At 67.4% G+C, this 17,171-nt stretch carries 14 protein-coding genes; 10 read left to right on the top strand and 4 right to left on the bottom strand.

Going from position 1 to position 17,171, the window contains the following annotated elements; all coding sequences use genetic code 11:
* Positions 1–112: 112 nt before the first annotated feature.
* The gene (locus FHU31_RS14305) at positions 113–262 is read left to right on the top strand and encodes a hypothetical protein (protein WP_167159250.1); all 150 of its coding nucleotides are present in this window, start codon (positions 113–115) and stop codon (positions 260–262) included.
* Position 263: 1 nt separating this feature from the next.
* Here FHU31_RS14305 and FHU31_RS14310 read toward each other — a convergent pair whose 3' ends face one another.
* Both FHU31_RS14310 and FHU31_RS14315 read right to left on the bottom strand, forming a co-directional pair.
* Positions 264–1,853, bottom strand: coding sequence for an MFS transporter (locus FHU31_RS14310; protein ID WP_167159252.1), 1,590 nt, complete (start codon positions 1,851–1,853; stop codon positions 264–266).
* Complete coding sequence (locus tag FHU31_RS14315; protein WP_167159254.1) at positions 1,853–2,578, bottom strand: LppX_LprAFG lipoprotein; 726 nt, start codon at positions 2,576–2,578, stop codon at positions 1,853–1,855. The genes FHU31_RS14310 and FHU31_RS14315 overlap by 1 nt, the downstream gene beginning before the upstream one ends.
* A gap of 71 nt (positions 2,579–2,649) precedes the next feature.
* Between FHU31_RS14315 and FHU31_RS14320 the strand changes: the two genes are divergently transcribed.
* Entirely contained in the window at positions 2,650–3,264 is a 615-nt protein-coding gene (locus FHU31_RS14320) for a riboflavin synthase (RefSeq protein WP_167159256.1), read from the top strand.
* 187 nt (positions 3,265–3,451) lie between these two features.
* On the opposite strand, the gene FHU31_RS32045 is transcribed toward FHU31_RS14320, so the two are convergent.
* The gene (locus FHU31_RS32045; protein ID WP_167159258.1) at positions 3,452–4,240 is read right to left on the bottom strand and encodes a hypothetical protein; all 789 of its coding nucleotides are present in this window, start codon (positions 4,238–4,240) and stop codon (positions 3,452–3,454) included.
* Here FHU31_RS32045 and FHU31_RS14330 point away from each other — a divergent pair.
* The 4 genes from FHU31_RS14330 (at position 4,170) to FHU31_RS14345 (ending at position 11,278) form a co-directional block, all read left to right on the top strand.
* Entirely contained in the window at positions 4,170–8,927 is a 4,758-nt protein-coding gene (locus FHU31_RS14330; protein WP_167159260.1) for an Ig-like domain-containing protein, read from the top strand. The two genes, FHU31_RS32045 and FHU31_RS14330, sit on opposite strands and share 71 nt — an antisense overlap.
* 115 nt (positions 8,928–9,042) lie before the next feature.
* Entirely contained in the window at positions 9,043–10,317 is a 1,275-nt protein-coding gene (locus FHU31_RS14335; protein ID WP_167159262.1) for a bifunctional 3,4-dihydroxy-2-butanone-4-phosphate synthase/GTP cyclohydrolase II, read from the top strand.
* Entirely contained in the window at positions 10,314–10,787 is a 474-nt protein-coding gene (gene ribH, locus FHU31_RS14340; protein ID WP_167159264.1) for a 6,7-dimethyl-8-ribityllumazine synthase, read from the top strand. The genes FHU31_RS14335 and ribH overlap by 4 nt, the downstream gene beginning before the upstream one ends.
* Positions 10,784–11,278, top strand: a complete 495-nt coding sequence (locus tag FHU31_RS14345; protein ID WP_167159266.1) for a PH domain-containing protein — start codon at positions 10,784–10,786, stop codon at positions 11,276–11,278. The genes ribH and FHU31_RS14345 overlap by 4 nt, the downstream gene beginning before the upstream one ends.
* On the opposite strand, the gene FHU31_RS14350 is transcribed toward FHU31_RS14345, so the two are convergent.
* Positions 11,253–11,714 (bottom strand): GNAT family N-acetyltransferase, encoded by a 462-nt coding sequence (locus FHU31_RS14350; RefSeq protein WP_090358067.1) that lies wholly within the window; start codon positions 11,712–11,714, stop codon positions 11,253–11,255. The two genes, FHU31_RS14345 and FHU31_RS14350, sit on opposite strands and share 26 nt — an antisense overlap.
* Positions 11,715–11,790: 76 nt before the next feature.
* Here FHU31_RS14350 and FHU31_RS14355 point away from each other — a divergent pair, with 76 nt between their 5' ends.
* Genes FHU31_RS14355 through uvrC form a run of 4 tightly spaced genes read left to right on the top strand, consistent with a single transcriptional unit; the run spans position 11,791 to position 17,166 of the window.
* A complete protein-coding gene (locus FHU31_RS14355; RefSeq protein WP_167159268.1) occupies positions 11,791–12,516 on the top strand; it encodes a hypothetical protein in 726 nt (241 codons plus the stop codon).
* Positions 12,510–13,847: a MurL-like N-terminal domain-containing gene (locus FHU31_RS14360; protein ID WP_167159270.1), complete on the top strand. Its 1,338-nt coding sequence runs from the start codon at positions 12,510–12,512 to the stop codon at positions 13,845–13,847. The genes FHU31_RS14355 and FHU31_RS14360 overlap by 7 nt, the downstream gene beginning before the upstream one ends.
* Complete coding sequence (locus FHU31_RS14365; RefSeq protein WP_167159272.1) at positions 13,840–15,138, top strand: Mur ligase family protein; 1,299 nt, start codon at positions 13,840–13,842, stop codon at positions 15,136–15,138. Before FHU31_RS14360 ends, FHU31_RS14365 begins: the two co-directional genes overlap by 8 nt.
* A gap of 9 nt (positions 15,139–15,147) precedes the next feature.
* A complete protein-coding gene (uvrC, locus tag FHU31_RS14370) occupies positions 15,148–17,166 on the top strand; it encodes an excinuclease ABC subunit UvrC (protein WP_167159274.1) in 2,019 nt (672 codons plus the stop codon).
* Positions 17,167–17,171 lie beyond the last annotated feature (5 nt).

Consider the following 17,171-nt stretch of genomic DNA (forward strand, 5'->3'; position numbering starts at 1 on the left):
GTGACGGCACAGTTGCCGGGTCGCGGCCCCCGTGAAAATCGGCACGCCGGTACAATTTTGGCAAAGCACTGTCATCGCCGAGACGCGCAGAGTGTGAACAAGGACGGAGACCATGACTGCCCTGCAGGACTGGCTCGGTATCGCCCCATGGGCCCAGCGCAGCGTGCGGTCATTCGTTTCGGGCGCGCTCCGTGCCACCACGCCGGCAGCGCCGCCGCGCCACAAGCCCAAGGCCATGCGGCGCGGCGTCGAGCGCTGCTGACCTACTTGGCGTGCCGCGGCGCGTCGGCCACCGGTTCGCTTGATTCCGAACCGGTTTCGACCTGATCGGCATGCTCGTTGCGGCCACTGACGAAAAGTGCGAACGCCGCACCCACCACACACACGACCGCGGTGATCAGGAAGATGCTGGCGTACTGCATGGTGTACGCCTCTCTGGTCGCCTGTCCCAGGCGCGCGCCCTGCGCGATGAGGATGCCGCCGGGCGTATCGGCTTTCGGCGCCGGCAACGCGGCCAGTCGCTCCTGCAGGTACTGGTTGAACTTGTAGAGGCCCCAGGCGCTCAGCGCGGCGATGCCGATGAGCATGCCGATCATCCGGGCGACAACCACTGCAGCCGAAGCGATCCCGTGTTCGGCGGCGGGCACCACTCGCAGGGTTGCCGAGGTCAGCGGACCGATCACCAGACCGAGTCCGAGGCCGGCCAATGCGAGATCGGTGCCGAATGTCGGGAGCGCGACGAAGCCCAGATCATGATGTGCGGACAGCACATTGGTGTCCCAGTGTGACACCAGCCAATAGGCGAACGCGGCGATGACCAGACCCACGAACCCCACCGAGCGGTCGCCGATCCGGGTGGCCACCCAGCCGCCGATCAGGGCGCCGATGGGCAGGGCGCCGAGGAACCACAGCAGCAGGAACACCGCTTCGTCCTGGCTCTTGCCCAGCACGCCCTGGCCGAACAGTTCGACGTTAACGAGGGTGACCATCAGGGCGGCGCCGGCGCACAACGAGGCACCGAGGGCGGCCAGGAACGGGCGGAAGTGCACTCCCGCCGGTTCGATCAGCCGGGTCTTGGCGAACTTCTCCCAGACGAAGAAGCCGACGGCCACCGCCAGGGCGGCGATCAGGACGGGCGGCCCGTAGCTGGGCAGCACCTGCTTGCCGTCGGGGGACTGGTTGTACATACCGACGACGGCGAGGCCCAGCGCGACGGCCAGCAGCACGCCGCCGACCACGTCGATCTTCTCGGGCTCTTTGCTGCGGTCCCGCGCCGGCAGGCTGAAATGGATCAGCACCATCGCGATGAGGACCAGGGGCACGTTGATCCAGAACACATCGCGCCACGTGCTCAGCGCCCACACCACGGCCAGACCGTAGAGCGGACCGAGCACGCTGCCCAGTTCCTGGGCGGCGCCGATCCCGCCGAGCACGGTGGCCCGGTTACGGGCCGACCACAGATCGGCGGCCAGGGCGAGGGTCACCGGCAACAGTGCGCCGCTGGCGGTGCCCTGGATGACACGGCCGATGACCAGCATGGTCAGGTCGGTGGACAGCGCGGTGACCACCGACCCGACGGCGAAGCCGATCAGACTGGCCTGTAGCAGCAGCTTGCGGCCGAACCGGTCCGAGGCCCGGCCCAGCAGCGGCATCGCGGCGATATAGCCCAACAGGTACCCGGTGATGATCGGGGTGACCTGCTGGATCTGGTTCAGCGGGATGCCGATACCCGCGGGTGGGGCCGCCATGATGTCGCGGATCACCGCGATGACGACGTAGGTGTCGAGCGCTCCGAGCAGAACCGCCAAGCCGCCCGCGCCGATCGCGAGGCTGCGGTTGGTGCGGGCCGGCATCAGGCGGCGGGTTTGTCGACGGTGACGGTCTTACCCCAGTCCGACAGCGTCATCTGAATGCTCTTGCCCTCGGCGATGTCGAACTTGACCTGCTGCAGCTGGTGGTCGCCGTCCTCGCGGATCCAGGCGGTGCCGGGGATCGGTCCGGTGACCTTCAGTGCCGGTGCGATCTTGTTCATGGCGTCCGCGGGCACGGTCCCGGTGATCTTCACGGCGTCGGCGCCGTTGACCGACTCACGGCCCTCGGCCTTGGCATCGGCAAAGGTGCTCAGGATGTTGGCCAGCCCGTTCTCCGGGCTCAGGATCGTCGAGATGTCGTAGATGTCGGCGGCGGGCCCGAAGTTCTCCATCGCGCCACCGGCGGTGATGGCCCCGTACAGGTTGCCGTCGGAGACCACGAACTTGACGTCGGACAGCTTCTGGCCGAGGAACATGATGTCGGCCTTGCCCTGCGCGGCGACCGCGGGCTTGAGGGTCATGTCACCGGTGAGGATGGTGATCGGGAGTGACTTGATGTCCCCGGTCGTCGTCAGCACCACGTGCGCACTCGTCTGGGCGCGGGTGGTGTCGGCGGACTGCTTCAGCAGCGTCGTGGCGTCGGGGAGTGGCGCGTTGTTGGCCTTCGGTGAGGACGAGCACCCGACGAGTCCCAGCGCGGCCAGGACTACGGCCAGGAAGGGGATCAGGAAACGGAAATGGCTGGCACGGCGTTGGCGCGTCTGCATACCCAGCATCGTATAGGTGCGGCCGGGACGGCCCGGTTCTACACCGATCGCACCCCACTAACCTGGTACCCATGTTCACCGGAATCGTCGAGGAACTCGGCGAGATCATCGATATCGACAATCTCACCGATTCGGCTCGTCTGGTCATCAAGGGGCCGGTCGTCACCTCCGATGCTGGTCACGGTGACTCGATCGCCGTCAACGGGGTGTGCCTGACCGTGGTGGAGGTGCGGCCCGACGGTGCGTTCACCGCCGATGTGATGGCCGAGACCCTGAACCGGTCGAGCCTGGGCGCCATCGGTGTCGGAAGTCACGTGAACCTGGAGCGCGCCGCCGCCGTCAACAGCCGCCTCGGCGGCCATATCGTGCAGGGCCATGTCGACGGCACCGGCCGGGTGATCTCACGATCGCCGTCCGAGCACTGGGAGGTGGTGCGTATCGCACTGCCGTCCGAACTGTCCCGGTATGTGGTGGAGAAGGGCTCCATCACGGTCGACGGAATCTCGTTGACGGTGTCGGGTCTGGGGACCGGGGCGAGCGAAGCGACGGGGGACTGGTTCGAGGTGTCGCTCATCCCCACCACGTTGGCATTGACCACGCTCGGCAGAGCGGCCGTGGGCACCCCGGTGAATCTCGAAGTCGACGTCATCGCGAAGTACGTCGAAAGGCTGATGTCGGCCCGATAGCGGTGCGCACGTCTCATTGCTGGTTTACACACAGTCGTCACTTCAGCAACAAGAACGTGTTGCAGGACGGGGTGCCGCGACGCCACACATATTTTTCTCAGGAAAAGCTGACTTTGTATTGACGCTCGTGTTAACTTTCCCGGCAGTCAATTAAGAACCCGCTGGGTATGCCGCTGTCGAGGCGACATCACGGTGGGCGGCCGGAAGGAACACGGGTGGCGACACATCGCAAGCGTTCAGCGAAGACGAGGAAGCGTGCTAGCGAGTTCGCAGTCGCTGCATTTCTCGGACTTTCCGTCGCAGCCGCCGCTCCCGCGATCGCCTCCGCGGACACCGGCGACGCCAAGGCCCCCAGCGGGGATTCCCCGTCGGGCACGACCGGCGCGTCGACCGGCACCGGCTCGACGACCGGCACCACCGGCACAGGTTCGACGACCAGTACCGGCACCGGTTCCACGACGGAGGAGACCACCGGAAGTACGGGCACCACCGGTGGCAGCACGGGTGGCAGCACGACCACCGGCTCGACCACCACCGGCACCACCAAAGAGGAGACGACCACCAGCGGGTCGACCGGCTCCTCGACCACGACGTCCACCAACGGTGGGCCGACGACCACGGTGAGCAGTTCCGGCGGCGCGCACACCTCGACGTCGGGGACCTCGACCTCCTCGTCGAGCACCTCCAGCTCCTCGACGTCCTCGACCGGCACCTCGACCCCCAGCACGGGCACCTCGACCCCCAGCACAGGCGAAACCCCTGAGGTCCCCGCAACCACAGGAACGACGGGCACGGGGACCAGCACGACGGAAACCTCCACCGTCGAGACACCGGTCGTCACGACCCCCGTCGTCGAGACGCCCACAGTTCCCAAGTCGGACACCACACCGGGGGTGGCCGCGCCGGTGGTGGCCGAGGTCGAATCCGGCTCCGGCACCTCGGCCGCCAAGACCTCGTTGTTCAGCGCCGCCGCCACGCCGGTCTCGGGTGCGGTGGCCGCCTCGTCGCTGGCCGACCTCGTGCCGGCGCCACCGGATATCCCGGCCTTCCGGCCGTTCGCCGCCTTCATCGAGCAGTTCGCGAAGGCCGTTGACAAGTTCTTCCCGGCCTACCCGGACAACCCGATCCTGGCCCCGTCGCAGGTCGCCGCCGGTTACGTGGTCACGCTGCAAACCCTGCTGCAGGCGACCCTGTTCAACGGCGCACCGACGCCGTTGACCGTGCCGGTCTACCTGTTCCTGGCCGCGGCCTACACGCGCTACGAGCGGCTGGCCACCAACCACCTGCCCGGCACCCCGATCATCTCCGCCGGTCCGCTGCCGGGCACGTACAAGCTCACCAGCACCGATCCCGACGGCGATCCGCTGATCTACACGGTCGGTGTCAACCAGCAGCCCAGCGAGGGACTCATCGTGATGGGTCTGGACGGCACGTTCACCTATGTGCCGTCACCGAGCGGTCTGGTCAACGGCGCGGACGTCACGTTCAAGGTGACCATCAACGACGGCCTCGGCGCCCTGGCACATCCGATCGCGCCCGACGGTAACGACGTCGAGTACGAAGTGAGTTTCCACTACGACGGCAGCCCGATCCTCGGCAACCAGGCCCCGGTCTTCGACACCGCGCCGAGCATCACCAACACCAACCACACCACCGGTGTGCTGACCGGCACGTTCCAGGCGCACGACCCCGACGGGGACGCGCTCAGCTTCACGGGGCTCGGGGTGCTGGGCACCGTCGACGTCGCCGAGACGCCGGACGAAAACGGTTGGTACACGTTCACCTACACGCCGTACCTCCCGCACGCCGCAGCCGGCCTGAACCTCACCGACCTGGTGACCATCACGGCCTGGGATCCGGGTCTGCTCTCGGCGTCGAAAACCTTCACGGTCAACCTGGCCAACGATGTGAACCAGGTCCCCGTCGCGAGCTATGAGAACACCGGCAGCAGCACGGTTCTCGGCACGGTGACCGGCAAGATCAACGTCGATTCCGACGACGACATCGTGCACTCCTACTCGCCGATAGCGATCACCACCAGCAAGGGCACCGTCGTCGTCAGCGCACTGACCGGTGACTACACCTACTTCGCGAGCGCGGACGCCCGTGCCGCCGCCAGCGTGGTGGGCGCCTCGGATGCCGCCAAGACCGATTCCTTCACCATCACCGTCGACGATCTGCACGGCGGGACCACCGATGTGCTGGTCACGGTCACCATCCCGACCACGAATCTGGCCCCGGTGTTCGACAGCACCCCGACCATCACCAACTCCAACACCGACACCGGAGTGCTGACCGGCACGTTCAAGGCGCATGATCCCAACGGTGACTCGCTGACCTTCACCGGTGCCGGACTTCTCGGCTCGGTACACGTCGATACGACACCGGCCGCCGACGGCACCTACACGTTCACCTACACGCCGTACACCCCGCGTCTGTCGTCCGGGTTGACCGATCTGGTCACGCTCACGGCGTCGGATGGCAACGTGCTCTCCTTCGACACCACGACCTTCCAGGTTCACCTGGCGACCGTGGTGAACCACGCGCCGTTCGGTGGGGTGGCGTCCAACATCATCGCCGACAGCAACGGCATCGTCCGCGGAAAGATCACCGGAGTTGTCGATGTCGACGGCGACTCATTCACTTACTCGATCACGGGCGCGACGGGTGCCGACACCTCCACCTCGTACACCGGCGCGGGCGGCATCGCCCATGTCGATTCCGACGGCAGCTACACCTACATCCCGAAACTCGGTGGATCGCTGGGCTATTACGACTCGTTCAGCGTCACGGTCAGTGACGGTCACGGTGGCACCACCGATGTTCTGGTGGGCCTGGGCGCGATCATCGCTCCCACCCCGTCACTGGACAACGTGAACATCACCAAGACCAACACCACCGCGGGTGTCACCACCGGCTCGGTGAGCCTGGGCTCGGCCTCGAACAACGCGCTGTTCACCAACTACACCGCCAGCGGCGCCGACTACGGCACCGTCACCTTCAACGGCACCAGTTACACCTACACGCGTACCGCAGTCGGACATGTCGGTGGCACCGATGACACCTTCGACGTGATGGGCACGGCCTACGGTCTGCAGATCAAGGTCGGGACCGTCACGGTCACCCCGATCATCAGCAACGCCGCACCCACCGCGGGCACCACCACCATCACCAGCTCCTCGGTGACCAACGTGCTCGGCGTGTACTGGCAGTCGAGCAACGGCAAGGTGACCCCCGCCGACGCCGATGGCGATGCCGTCTCGGTCCTGGGTGGGGTGTTGGGCAGCCAGTTGATCGGCACGAGTAACGGTGGCACGGTGACGTTCCGGGACGACGGCACCTTCACCTACACGATCGGCAAGACCTACGGCTATTACCACGGTGCGTCGGCTGACGGGGCGACGGGTAACGCGCTCAACGACACCTTCAACGTCACCGTCACCGACAGCTTCGGCGCCCACAGCACCCTTACCATCTCGATCCCCATCGAGCAGCTCAACAGCGCCCCGTCGGCGAGCGTGCCGACCAAGAACAACTCGACCGATGCCCTGGGCGTCGTGCGCGGCACGCTGAACGGTTCCGATGACGATGACGACTCGCTGACCTACACCCTGGTCGGTGCGACCAACGGGTCGGTGAAGGGCAGCAACGGCGGCATCATCACGGTGTCGGGCAGCTCGTACACCTACATTCCGACGGCGGGTAAGACGACCGATACGTTCCAGGTGCTCGTCGCCGACGGGCACGGCGGCACGTCGACCGCGACGGTCAGCCTCAGTGGCCTGTCCACCCCGTCCCCGGTCACCCTCACCAACCCGTCCTCCGGTGTGCAGAACGTCACGCTGAACGTGCCGGGGGCCGATGCCAGCCTGCTGACCTTCAGTGTCGGAAGCCAGGGCACCAAGGGCACCGTCGTCCGCAATGCCGACGGCACCTACACCTACACCCGCACCGCGGGGCTGGGTCATACCGTCACCCCGGCGGACTCGTTCACCATCGTCGGCACCACCGCCGACGGTAAGACGGTGACGATCGCGACCGTCAATGTGGCACCGTCGATTCCGAACAGTGCGCCGACGGCCAACGGCGTGACGGTCAGCACGTCGTCGTTGAACACGGTGGATATCGGTATCAACCGGCAGCAGACCACCACGGGCACCATCAACGCGACCGATGCCGACGGGGACGCCGTCACCTTCGCGGGGGGCACGTACGGCACCGCCAACGGTGGGTCGGTGACCGTCTCCTCGGATGGCACGTTCACCTACACCTCACCGAAGAAGCTCAAGAACACGATCTTCGGTGGCGAGGATTCCTACTGGCACAACGCGGCGGTGCCGGGTGCCCCCGGTGACACGTTCACGATCGCAGCGAGCGATCAGTTCGGCGGCTCGAACACGTTGAGCTTCTCCATCCCGATCGAGAAGCTCAACAGCACGCCGGATTCGAGTGTGTCGGTGGGCGGCAAGAACACCGACGCACTGGGGGTGGTGCGTGGCACCATCAGCGGTTCCGATGACGACAGCGACTCGCTGACCTACTCGCTGGTCGGTGCGACCAACGGGTCGGTGAAGGGCAGCAACGGCGGCATCGTCCAGATCAACGGCAGCTCGTTCACCTACGTCCCGACGGCGGGTAAGACGACGGATACGTTCCAGGTGCTCGTCGATGACGGCCACGGCGGCACGTCGACGGCGACCGTCAGCCTCAGCGGGCTCAGCACGCCCTCGCCCGCCACGGTGACCAATACCTCGACCGGTGTGACCCAGGTGACGCTGAACGTTCCGGCCAACGACTCGTCGCTGCTGACGTTCACGGTCGGCAGCCAGGGTGCGAAGGGGTCGGTGGTCAAGAACGCCGACGGCACGTTCACCTACACCCGCACGGTGACCGGTCACACCCAGACCCCGGACGACTCGTTCACCATCACGGCCACCGACGCCTCGGGTAAATCGGTGACCATCGCGACGGTGAGCGTCGCGCCGACGGTGTCCAACGCCAACCCGGCGGGCAGCACCACGACCATCACCAGCACGGGCCTCGATGACAACCGGGTGCTGGGGCTCGGCACCTTGAAGCAGACCACCACGGGCACGCTGACGGCGACCGACTCCGACAGCGACGCGGTCACCTACACGTCGGGGTCGTTCTCGACGACCAATGGCGGCACCGTGGTGATCAACTCCAACGGCACGTTCTCCTACACGATCGACAAGTCGTACTCGTACTACCACGGTGCGGCGAAGATCGGTGCCTCGGGCACTGCTGTCGCGGACTCCTTCTCGGCGACGGTCAACGACGCGTTCGGTGGCAGCACCACGTACTCGGTGTCGGTGTCGATCTATGCGGTCAACAGTGCACCCACGATGGGTGGCGGCGTCCGGTGGTACGGCAGCAACCTGCTCGGCACATATACCTCGTGGACCAGTGTTTCCGGAAGCGATGACGACGGCGATTCGCTGACCTATGTCGTCACGCAGCCGACGAATGGCACCGTGAGTTACAACGGGTCGACCATTACCACCAACAACACCAAGAACGGTCAGACCTTCACCATCACGGCATACGACGGCTACTACGTCGTCGGGGCCAACGGTGCGGTCACCAGCACGCCGTCCTCCAGCGGTCCGCGCACGTTCACCATGGATCAGCGCAGCGTGTAGCCGTACACGACACGTTGATGCCCGCCGGCGCACCCAGTGCACCGGCGGGCATTAAACGTCCTAGGGCGGTGGTTCATACTGAGGTGGAAATGCGAACGCGAGAAGGTGGCACCAGATGACGAGGCTCGATTCGATCGAGCGGGCAGTGGCCGACATCGCGGCGGGCAAGGCCGTCGTGGTCATCGACGACGAGGACCGCGAAAACGAGGGCGATCTGATCTTCGCCGCCGAGAAGGCCACCCCGGAGCTGGTGGCGTTCATGGTGCGCTACACCTCGGGTTACCTGTGTGTGCCGCTGGACGGCGCCGTCTGTGACCGCCTCGGCCTGCTGCCGATGTACGCGGTCAACCAGGACAAGCACGGCACGGCCTACACCGTGACCGTGGACGCCAAGCTGGGCGTGGGCACCGGTATCTCGGCCTCCGACCGGGCCACCACCATGCGCGCGCTGGCGGACCCGGCCGCCGTCGCCGACGACTTCACCAAACCCGGCCACGTGGTGCCGCTGCGGGCCAAGGACGGTGGCGTGCTGCGCCGCCCCGGTCACACCGAGGCCGCGGTCGACCTGGCCCGGCTGGCCGGTCTGCAGCCCGCCGGCGCGATCTGCGAGATCGTCAGCCAGAAGGACGAGGGCGCTATGGCCCAGACCGACGAGCTGCGGGTCTTCGCCGACGAGCACAACCTGGCTTTGATCTCCATCGCCGACCTCATCGAGTGGCGCCGTAAGCACGAGAAGCACATCGAGCGGATCGCCGAGGCTCGCATCCCGACCCGGCACGGCGAGTTCCGGGCCGTCGGGTACAGCAGCATCTATGAAGACGTGGAACACGTCGCGCTGGTGCTGGGCGATATCGCCGGACCGGAATCCGACGGCCACGATGTGCTGGTCCGGGTGCACTCGGAGTGCCTGACCGGGGACGTGTTCGGCTCCCGGCGCTGCGATTGCGGCCCGCAGCTGGACGCCGCCATGGCGACGGTGGCCCGGGAGGGCCGCGGCATCGTGCTCTACATGCGGGGCCACGAGGGCCGCGGTATCGGCCTGCTGCACAAGCTGCAGGCCTACCAGCTGCAGGATGCCGGTGCCGACACCGTGGACGCCAACCTGGAACTCGGCCTGCCCGCCGATTCCCGCGACTACGGCATCGGTGCGCAGATCCTCGTCGACCTCGGGGTGCGCTCCATGCGGCTGCTCACCAACAACCCGGCCAAGCGGGTGGGTCTGGACGGCTACGGCCTGCACATCATCGAGCGGGTGCCGCTACCGGTGCGCGCCAACGCGGAGAACATCCGCTACCTGATGACCAAACGCGACCGGATGGGCCACGACCTGGTGGGCCTGGAGGACTACGACGAAGTGTCGCCCCCCGGCGAATTCGGCGGCGCCCTGTGAGCGGTCACGGCGTCCCCGATCTGCCCGATATCGACGCCTCGGACGTCTCGCTGGCCATCGTGGCCAGCACCTGGCACACCACCATCTGCGATGCGTTGCTGGACGGCGCGGTGCGCGCCGCCGCGCAGTTGGGCGCCGTGGATCCCACGATCGTGCGGGTGCTCGGCGCGATCGAGATCCCGGTGGTGGCACAGGCGCTCGCCGCCAAGTACGACGCCGTGGTCGCCCTCGGCGTGGTGATCCGTGGCGAGACACCGCATTTCGACTATGTGTGTGACGCGGTCACCCAGGGCCTGACCCGGGTGTCGCTGGACGAGTCGACCCCGGTGGCCAACGGCGTGCTCACCACCAACACCGAGGCGCAGGCACTGGACCGGGCCGGTCTGCCGAATTCCAGTGAGGACAAGGGTGCACAGGCCGTGGCCGCCGCGCTGTCGACCGCCTTGGTGTTGCGCGATATTCGGTCATGACCGCCGCCAGCGAGCAGCCGGAGGCGGATGGGGCCTGGGACCTGGTCGTCACACCGCACCTGACCCCGTATTTCGTCTACCTGGCGGCATTCCTGATCGCCGCGGCGCACATCACGGTGGGCTTCCTGCTCAAGATCGGCTCCAGCGGAGTGCTGTTCCGCACCTCCGACCAGATCGCGATGGGCGTGCTCGGCATCCTGCTCGCTGGTGTGGTGCTGTTGTTCGCACGGCCCCGGCTGCGTGCCGGGGCATCGGGGATCTCGGTGCGAAACCTGCTCGGATACAAGCTGATTCCGTGGAGTGATGTGGCGGGAGTCTCGTTCCCGTCCGGGGCCAGGTGGGCCCGGGTGGATCTGGCCGACGATGAGTACACCCCGTTGATGGCGATCCAGGCGGTGGACAAGGAACGTGCCGTGGACGCGATGGATCGGCTGCGGACACTACTGGAGCGTTACCGGCCCGATCTCAGCTCACGTCCAGCGACATCGTGACCTCGTCGAGCTCCCCGGCACCGCTCACGACGAAGCCCAGACTGTCGTAGACGGCGCGCGCCCGGGCATTGTCGACGTTCACCCGCAGCGTGACGTGGCGCACCCGCTGGGTGCGGGCCCAGCGCACCGCTTCGGCGACCAGGGTCCGGCCCAGGCCCTGGCCGCGCGCCGCCGGGTCCAGCCACAGCGAGTAGAGGTAGACCGCCTCGGAGCCCTGCCGCTGGGCGCCGATGAGACCGACCGGGTGGTGGTCCACCACCACGGCGAACTGGGCGTGCGCGCGCAGGCGCCGCCGCCACTGGGCGGCGGTGAACGTCGATTCCTGACGGAACTGGGGATCGTCGGAGCCCAGCGAGTCGGTGAGCGCGCGCAGGCGCACACCCGCGAAGGCGCGCCAATCGGTCTCGGTCAACCGGGCCACCCGTGCCTCACCCATGCGTGTGCCTGTCCCGCCGTCGCGCCTCACGCCGTCCAGTATCGCCGCTGATCGCTGCGGTAGTATCGGCATGTCGATGACTACTCTGGAGTTCGTATCAACCTCGGCTGACGGCCTATCCGAAAGCGCCACCCCGCTCGTCTCGGCAGCTGCGCTCATCACGGGTCCGGGAACCCACCCCACGGTCACCCTTCCGGTGGTGCCCGGCCGCCCGCCCGACACCGAAGCCGTCTGGCACTGGCTCGCCGAACCCGCGGATTTCTTCGGTATCGAAATGCCCGCCGTCGCGCACTTGCGGCGTGCCCTCACCGATTTCACCGACGAACTGCAGCGCAGGCACGGTCCGCTGACCGCCGCCGTCACCGTCGCGGTCGTGGATGCCCACTTCGTCGTCAGTGGCACGCCCATCGTCCCGGTCCGCACCGAGCCCGTGCACCTGGCGCGGTGCTCGATGCCACCCCCCATGCCCTCCTGGCGACAGATGGCCGCCCGCACCACCAGCCGCGCCGCGCAGCTGCGCACCGAGCGTGAGCTCGCCGGTTCCGGTCACGCCGACGCGGTACCCACCGATTCCGGCCACGTCGCAGTGCCGCTGCTGGGCGCGCTGGTGTGCGATACGCCCGGCGGCCGCGTGGGTCTCGGCGCCGCCCGGCTGGGCCGGCTGCGCGCCGCCGGACTGCTCGACACGTCGACGACACTCACCGACGCGTCGCTGGAGCTGGCCGCGGTGACGCGGGCGTGGTGGGTGTCCCCGCGATACGAGACCCACCCTGTCGCCTCGATCGGGGAGCTTCGATGGTGAGCACATTCCGCCCGGAATCCTTCGACGCCCTGGTGATCGAGGGCTACGACGTCGGTGCCGGCGGCGTGCTGAATCTGCACTACACCCTGCGCGGCCCGGATCCGGTCCGCTTCACCGAGGTGATCGACTTCGGCGCCGGTCTGGCGGGCGCGGCACCGCATCCGAAGCTGACCGGGCTGCTCGCCTTGACCTGCTCGCTGAGTTACTACAAGGCCGCCGCCCCACCCAGGATCGAAATCGCTTTTCCAACAAGCGAATTCGAGAAGCAGTATCTTCGGAACCTGGTCGAGGGCGGGCTGGGTGAATTCGCCTATCGCAACGAGTTGCCGGGAGCGCTGAGCCCGGAGATCATCGGACCGGACGCTGAAGGCACCGCGGCCGCCGAGGACGTGGCGGACGCCTGGGATCCGGGGGGCACGCCGCTGGTACCGGTAGGCGGCGGCAAGGACTCGGTGGTCAGTATCGAGGCGTTCCGCCGCCATGGGGTGAAGCCGGTCCTGTTCAGCGTCAACAGGTATGACCCCATCGACCGCTGTATCGAGGTCAGCGGGCTGGACAGCGTGCACGTCCGGCGCCGAATCGACCGTGCGCTGATCGAGGCCAACGCCAACGGCGCCCACAACGGCCACGTCCCCGTCACGGCCATCAACAGTGTGATCGGTCTGATCGTGGCCGACGCCAACGGTTTCGGGCCGGTGGTGCTGTCCAATGAACGGTCCTCCAACGTGGGCAACATCGAGTGGCTGGGCCGCGATATCAACCACCAGTGGTCCAAGAGCATCGCCTACGAGACGCTGCTGCGGGACACGCTGTCGCATTACGGGCTGAACCCGGACAGGTACTTCTCGCTGCTGCGTGGGCTCTCCGAGTCCGAGATCGCCGACCGGTTCGCCACCTGCACCGAGTATTTCGATGTCTTCACCAGTTGCAACCGGCTGTTCGCCCTGGATCCGGCGCGCCGGGCCACCTCGTGGTGCGGGCACTGCCCGAAATGTCAGTTCGTCTTCGTGCTGCTGGCACCCCGGCTGGGGCGGGCCCGTCTGGAGGAGATCTTCGGCGCCGACCTGTTCGACGACGCCGCCCAGTACGACGGGTTCGCCGATATCCTCGGTCTCGGCGTGCACAAGCCGTTCGAATGCGTGGGGGAGTACTACGAGGCCGCCGAATCGATGCTGGCCGTGCTCGACGACGACAGCTGGGGCGGGTTGACCCTTGTCGACCGATTCGCCGCGCGCCGCACCGAATTGGAGACCGTTGCGGCCGTCGAGGCGGACCCGACGCCCGTCGAACACCATGTGCCGGCGCGCTATGCGAAGCTGCTCGATGACTGATCTGACGGGTCGCGTCGTCGGTATCTGGGGGCTCGGCAAAGAAGGCCTGTCCATGGCCCGCACCGCCGCCGCGCACGGGGCCGCCCGCATCGTCGCGGTGGACGACCGCGCCGGTGAGCCGGTCGACACCGGTGTCGCCGGGTTGTCCGTGCACTACGGTGCGGAGTCCGTACCGCTGCTGAGCGAGACCGATATCGTGTTCGTCAGCCCCGGTGTGCCCTGGCGGAATCCGTTGTTCGAAGAGCTGCGGCGCACCGGTCCGCCGGTATCGAGTGCGGCCGACTGGTACCTGGCCGCGCACGGTGCGCGCACCATCGGCGTCACCGGGACCAAGGGTAAGAGCACCACGGCGGCGTTCCTGGCGCATCTGCTCGCCGGACTCGGGGTGCCGGCCGTGGCGGCGGGCAATATCGGCACCCCGCTGTCGGATCTGACGGCGCCGGACCGGGCACCGCACGACGCGCAGTGGGTGGTCGCCGAACTGTCCAGCCAGCAGTGCGCGCTGCTGCGCACGTCGCCCGCGGTGGCGGTGATCACCAACCTGTACCAGGACCATCTGGACTTTCACGGCGACATCCCGAGCTATTACGCCGCCAAGGCGTGCATCTTCGAGCACGGGGCCCGGGTGCTGATCACCACACCGGAGGTGGTGGCGGCGCTGGACCGGGTCGGGATCACCGACCTGCCGCCGGTGCGGTTGGTGCACCCCAGCGAGGTGCGGGTTCCGCGGTCCGGCGGCGTGATGTCCTATGAACACAATGTCGCCAACGCGGCACTGGCCGCACTGGCCGCCGCCGAGGTGCTCGGGCGACCGGTCACCGACGCCGAGATCGATCACGCCGCGGGCACCTTCGCCGGTCTTCCGCACCGGCTGCAGACGGTGCGCACCACCGGCGGGACCCGGTGGGTGGACGACACGCTGGCGACCACCGGTGAAAGCGTGGTCGCCGCACTGCGCGCCATGCCGGCCGGGGCGGCGGTGGCCCTGATCGTCGGCGGGATGGACCGCGGGCTCGACTACCAGGGTCTCGATGACTACCTGTGCAGCGGCGCGCGCCGGGTGACGCTGATCCAGGGGCCGTCCAACGGCGCGCTGATCGGGACCCGGTTCGCGCAGGAGCATGCCGATCGCACGCACCGGGTGGACAGCCTGCAGGCGGCCGTCGGCACGGCCGCCGGGCTTGCCGATATCGACGTCGTGCTGCTGTCACCCGGCGCGGCCAGCTACGACACCTACCGCAACTACGAAGCCAAGGCCGCAGCATTCTGCGGCTACATCGACACGCTCTAACCTGGACCCGTGCCCGATCCAGCGACGTACCGGCCTGCGCCGGGTTCCATTCCGGTGGAACCCGGGGTCTACCGATTCCGGGATCCGCACGGCCGGGTGATCTACGTCGGCAAGGCCAAGAGCCTGCGCAGCCGGCTGAACTCGTATTTCGCCGATATCGCCGGGCTGGCGCCACGCACCCGGCAGATGGTGATGACGGCGGGCAGCGTCGAGTGGACCGTGGTGTCCACCGAGGTCGAAGCGCTGCAGCTGGAATACAACTGGATCAAGGAGTTCGACCCGCGGTTCAACATCCGCTACCGGGACGACAAGTCCTACCCGGTGCTGGCGGTCACCCTCAACGAGGAGTATCCGCGGCTGTTCGTCTACCGCGGCCCGCGTCGCAAGGGCGTGCGTTACTTCGGCCCGTACTCACATGCGTGGGCCATCCGCGAGACCGTGGATCTGCTCACCCGGGTTTTTCCGGCCCGAACGTGTTCGTCGGGAGTGTTCAAGCGGCACAACCAGATCGACCGGCCGTGCCTGCTGGGCTACATCGACAAATGCTCGGCGCCGTGCGTCGGTCGGGTGAGCGCCGAACAGCACCGGCAGATCGTGCTGGACTTCTGCGATTTCCTGTCCGGTAAGACCGACCGGCTGGTGCGCGATATGGAGCGGCAGATGACCGCCGCGGCAGAGGATCTCGATTTCGAGCGGGCGGCACGGCTGCGCGATGACATCGGTGCGCTCAAACGCGCGCTGGAGAAGCAGACGGTGGTGTTCGGTGACGGTACCGACGCCGACGTGGTGGCCTTCGCCGCCGACGACCTGGAAGCGGCGGTGCAGGTGTTCCATGTGCGTGGTGGCCGGGTCCGCGGCCAGCGCGGCTGGGTGGTCGAGAAGACAGGTGAACCCGGGCAGTCCGGTGAGGGATACCTCGTCGAGCAGTTCCTCACCCAGTTCTACGGCGATCAGGCCGAGCTCAGCGCCGACGGCACCGGCAATCAGGACGAGACCACCAACCCGGTGCCCAAACAGGTTCTGGTGCCGGTGCTTCCGGACAACGCCGACGAACTCGCCGACTGGCTCTCGGGTCTGCGTGGATCACGGGTGGCGCTGCGGGTCCCGGTGCGCGGTGCCAAGTTGGCGCTCGCGGAGACCGTGGGCCGCAATGCGAGAGAGGCGCTGACCCAACACAAGCTCAAACGTGCCGGCGACTTCAACGCGAGATCGGAAGCCCTGCAGAGCATTCAGGATGCGCTGGAGCTGTCCGACGCGCCGCTACGCATCGAGTGCGTGGATATCAGCCACGTCCAGGGCACCGATGTGGTGGCCTCGCTGGTGGTGTTCGAGGACGGGCTGCCGCGCAAATCGGATTACCGGCACTATGCGATCCGGGAGGCGGCGGGCGGGGGCCGTTCCGATGATGTGGCCTCCATCGCCGAGGTGACCCGGCGCCGGTTCGCCCGGCACGTCGCCGACGCCGACCGGCCGATGGTGGCCGAGGGCAAGTCGCGCAAATTCGCCTACCCGCCCAACCTCTACGTCGTCGACGGTGGCGCACCCCAGGTCAACGCCGCCGCCACCGTGCTCGACGAGCTCGGCATCACCGATGTCGCCGTGATCGGGCTGGCCAAACGGCTCGAAGAGGTGTGGGTGCCGTTCCAGGACGACCCGGTGATCTTCCCGCGCAGCAGCGAAGGGCTGTATCTGTTGCAGCGCATCCGTGATGAGGCCCACAGGTTCGCCATCACGTTCCACCGCAGCAAACGGTCCAAGCGGATGACGGCGTCGGCACTGGACTCGGTGCCCGGTCTGGGTGAGCACCGGCGCAAAGCACTGGTCACCCACTTCGGGTCCGTGTCGCGGCTGTCGGCGGCCAGCATCGAGGACATCACCGCGGTGCCCGGAATCGGGCTGGCCACCGCGCGCGCCGTACTCGACGCCCTCGGCGAGGGTGCCGCGGGGTCGGGAGCAGCCGATTCCGACACGCCAGCGGCAGTTTTCGACAATGATCGAACCGACCAAGATCAACAGGCATCGGGGTGACTGAG

This window comes from Mycolicibacterium fluoranthenivorans, from assembly GCF_011758805.1.
In the GTDB taxonomy this organism is placed as follows: Bacteria; Actinomycetota; Actinomycetes; order Mycobacteriales; family Mycobacteriaceae; genus Mycobacterium; species Mycobacterium fluoranthenivorans.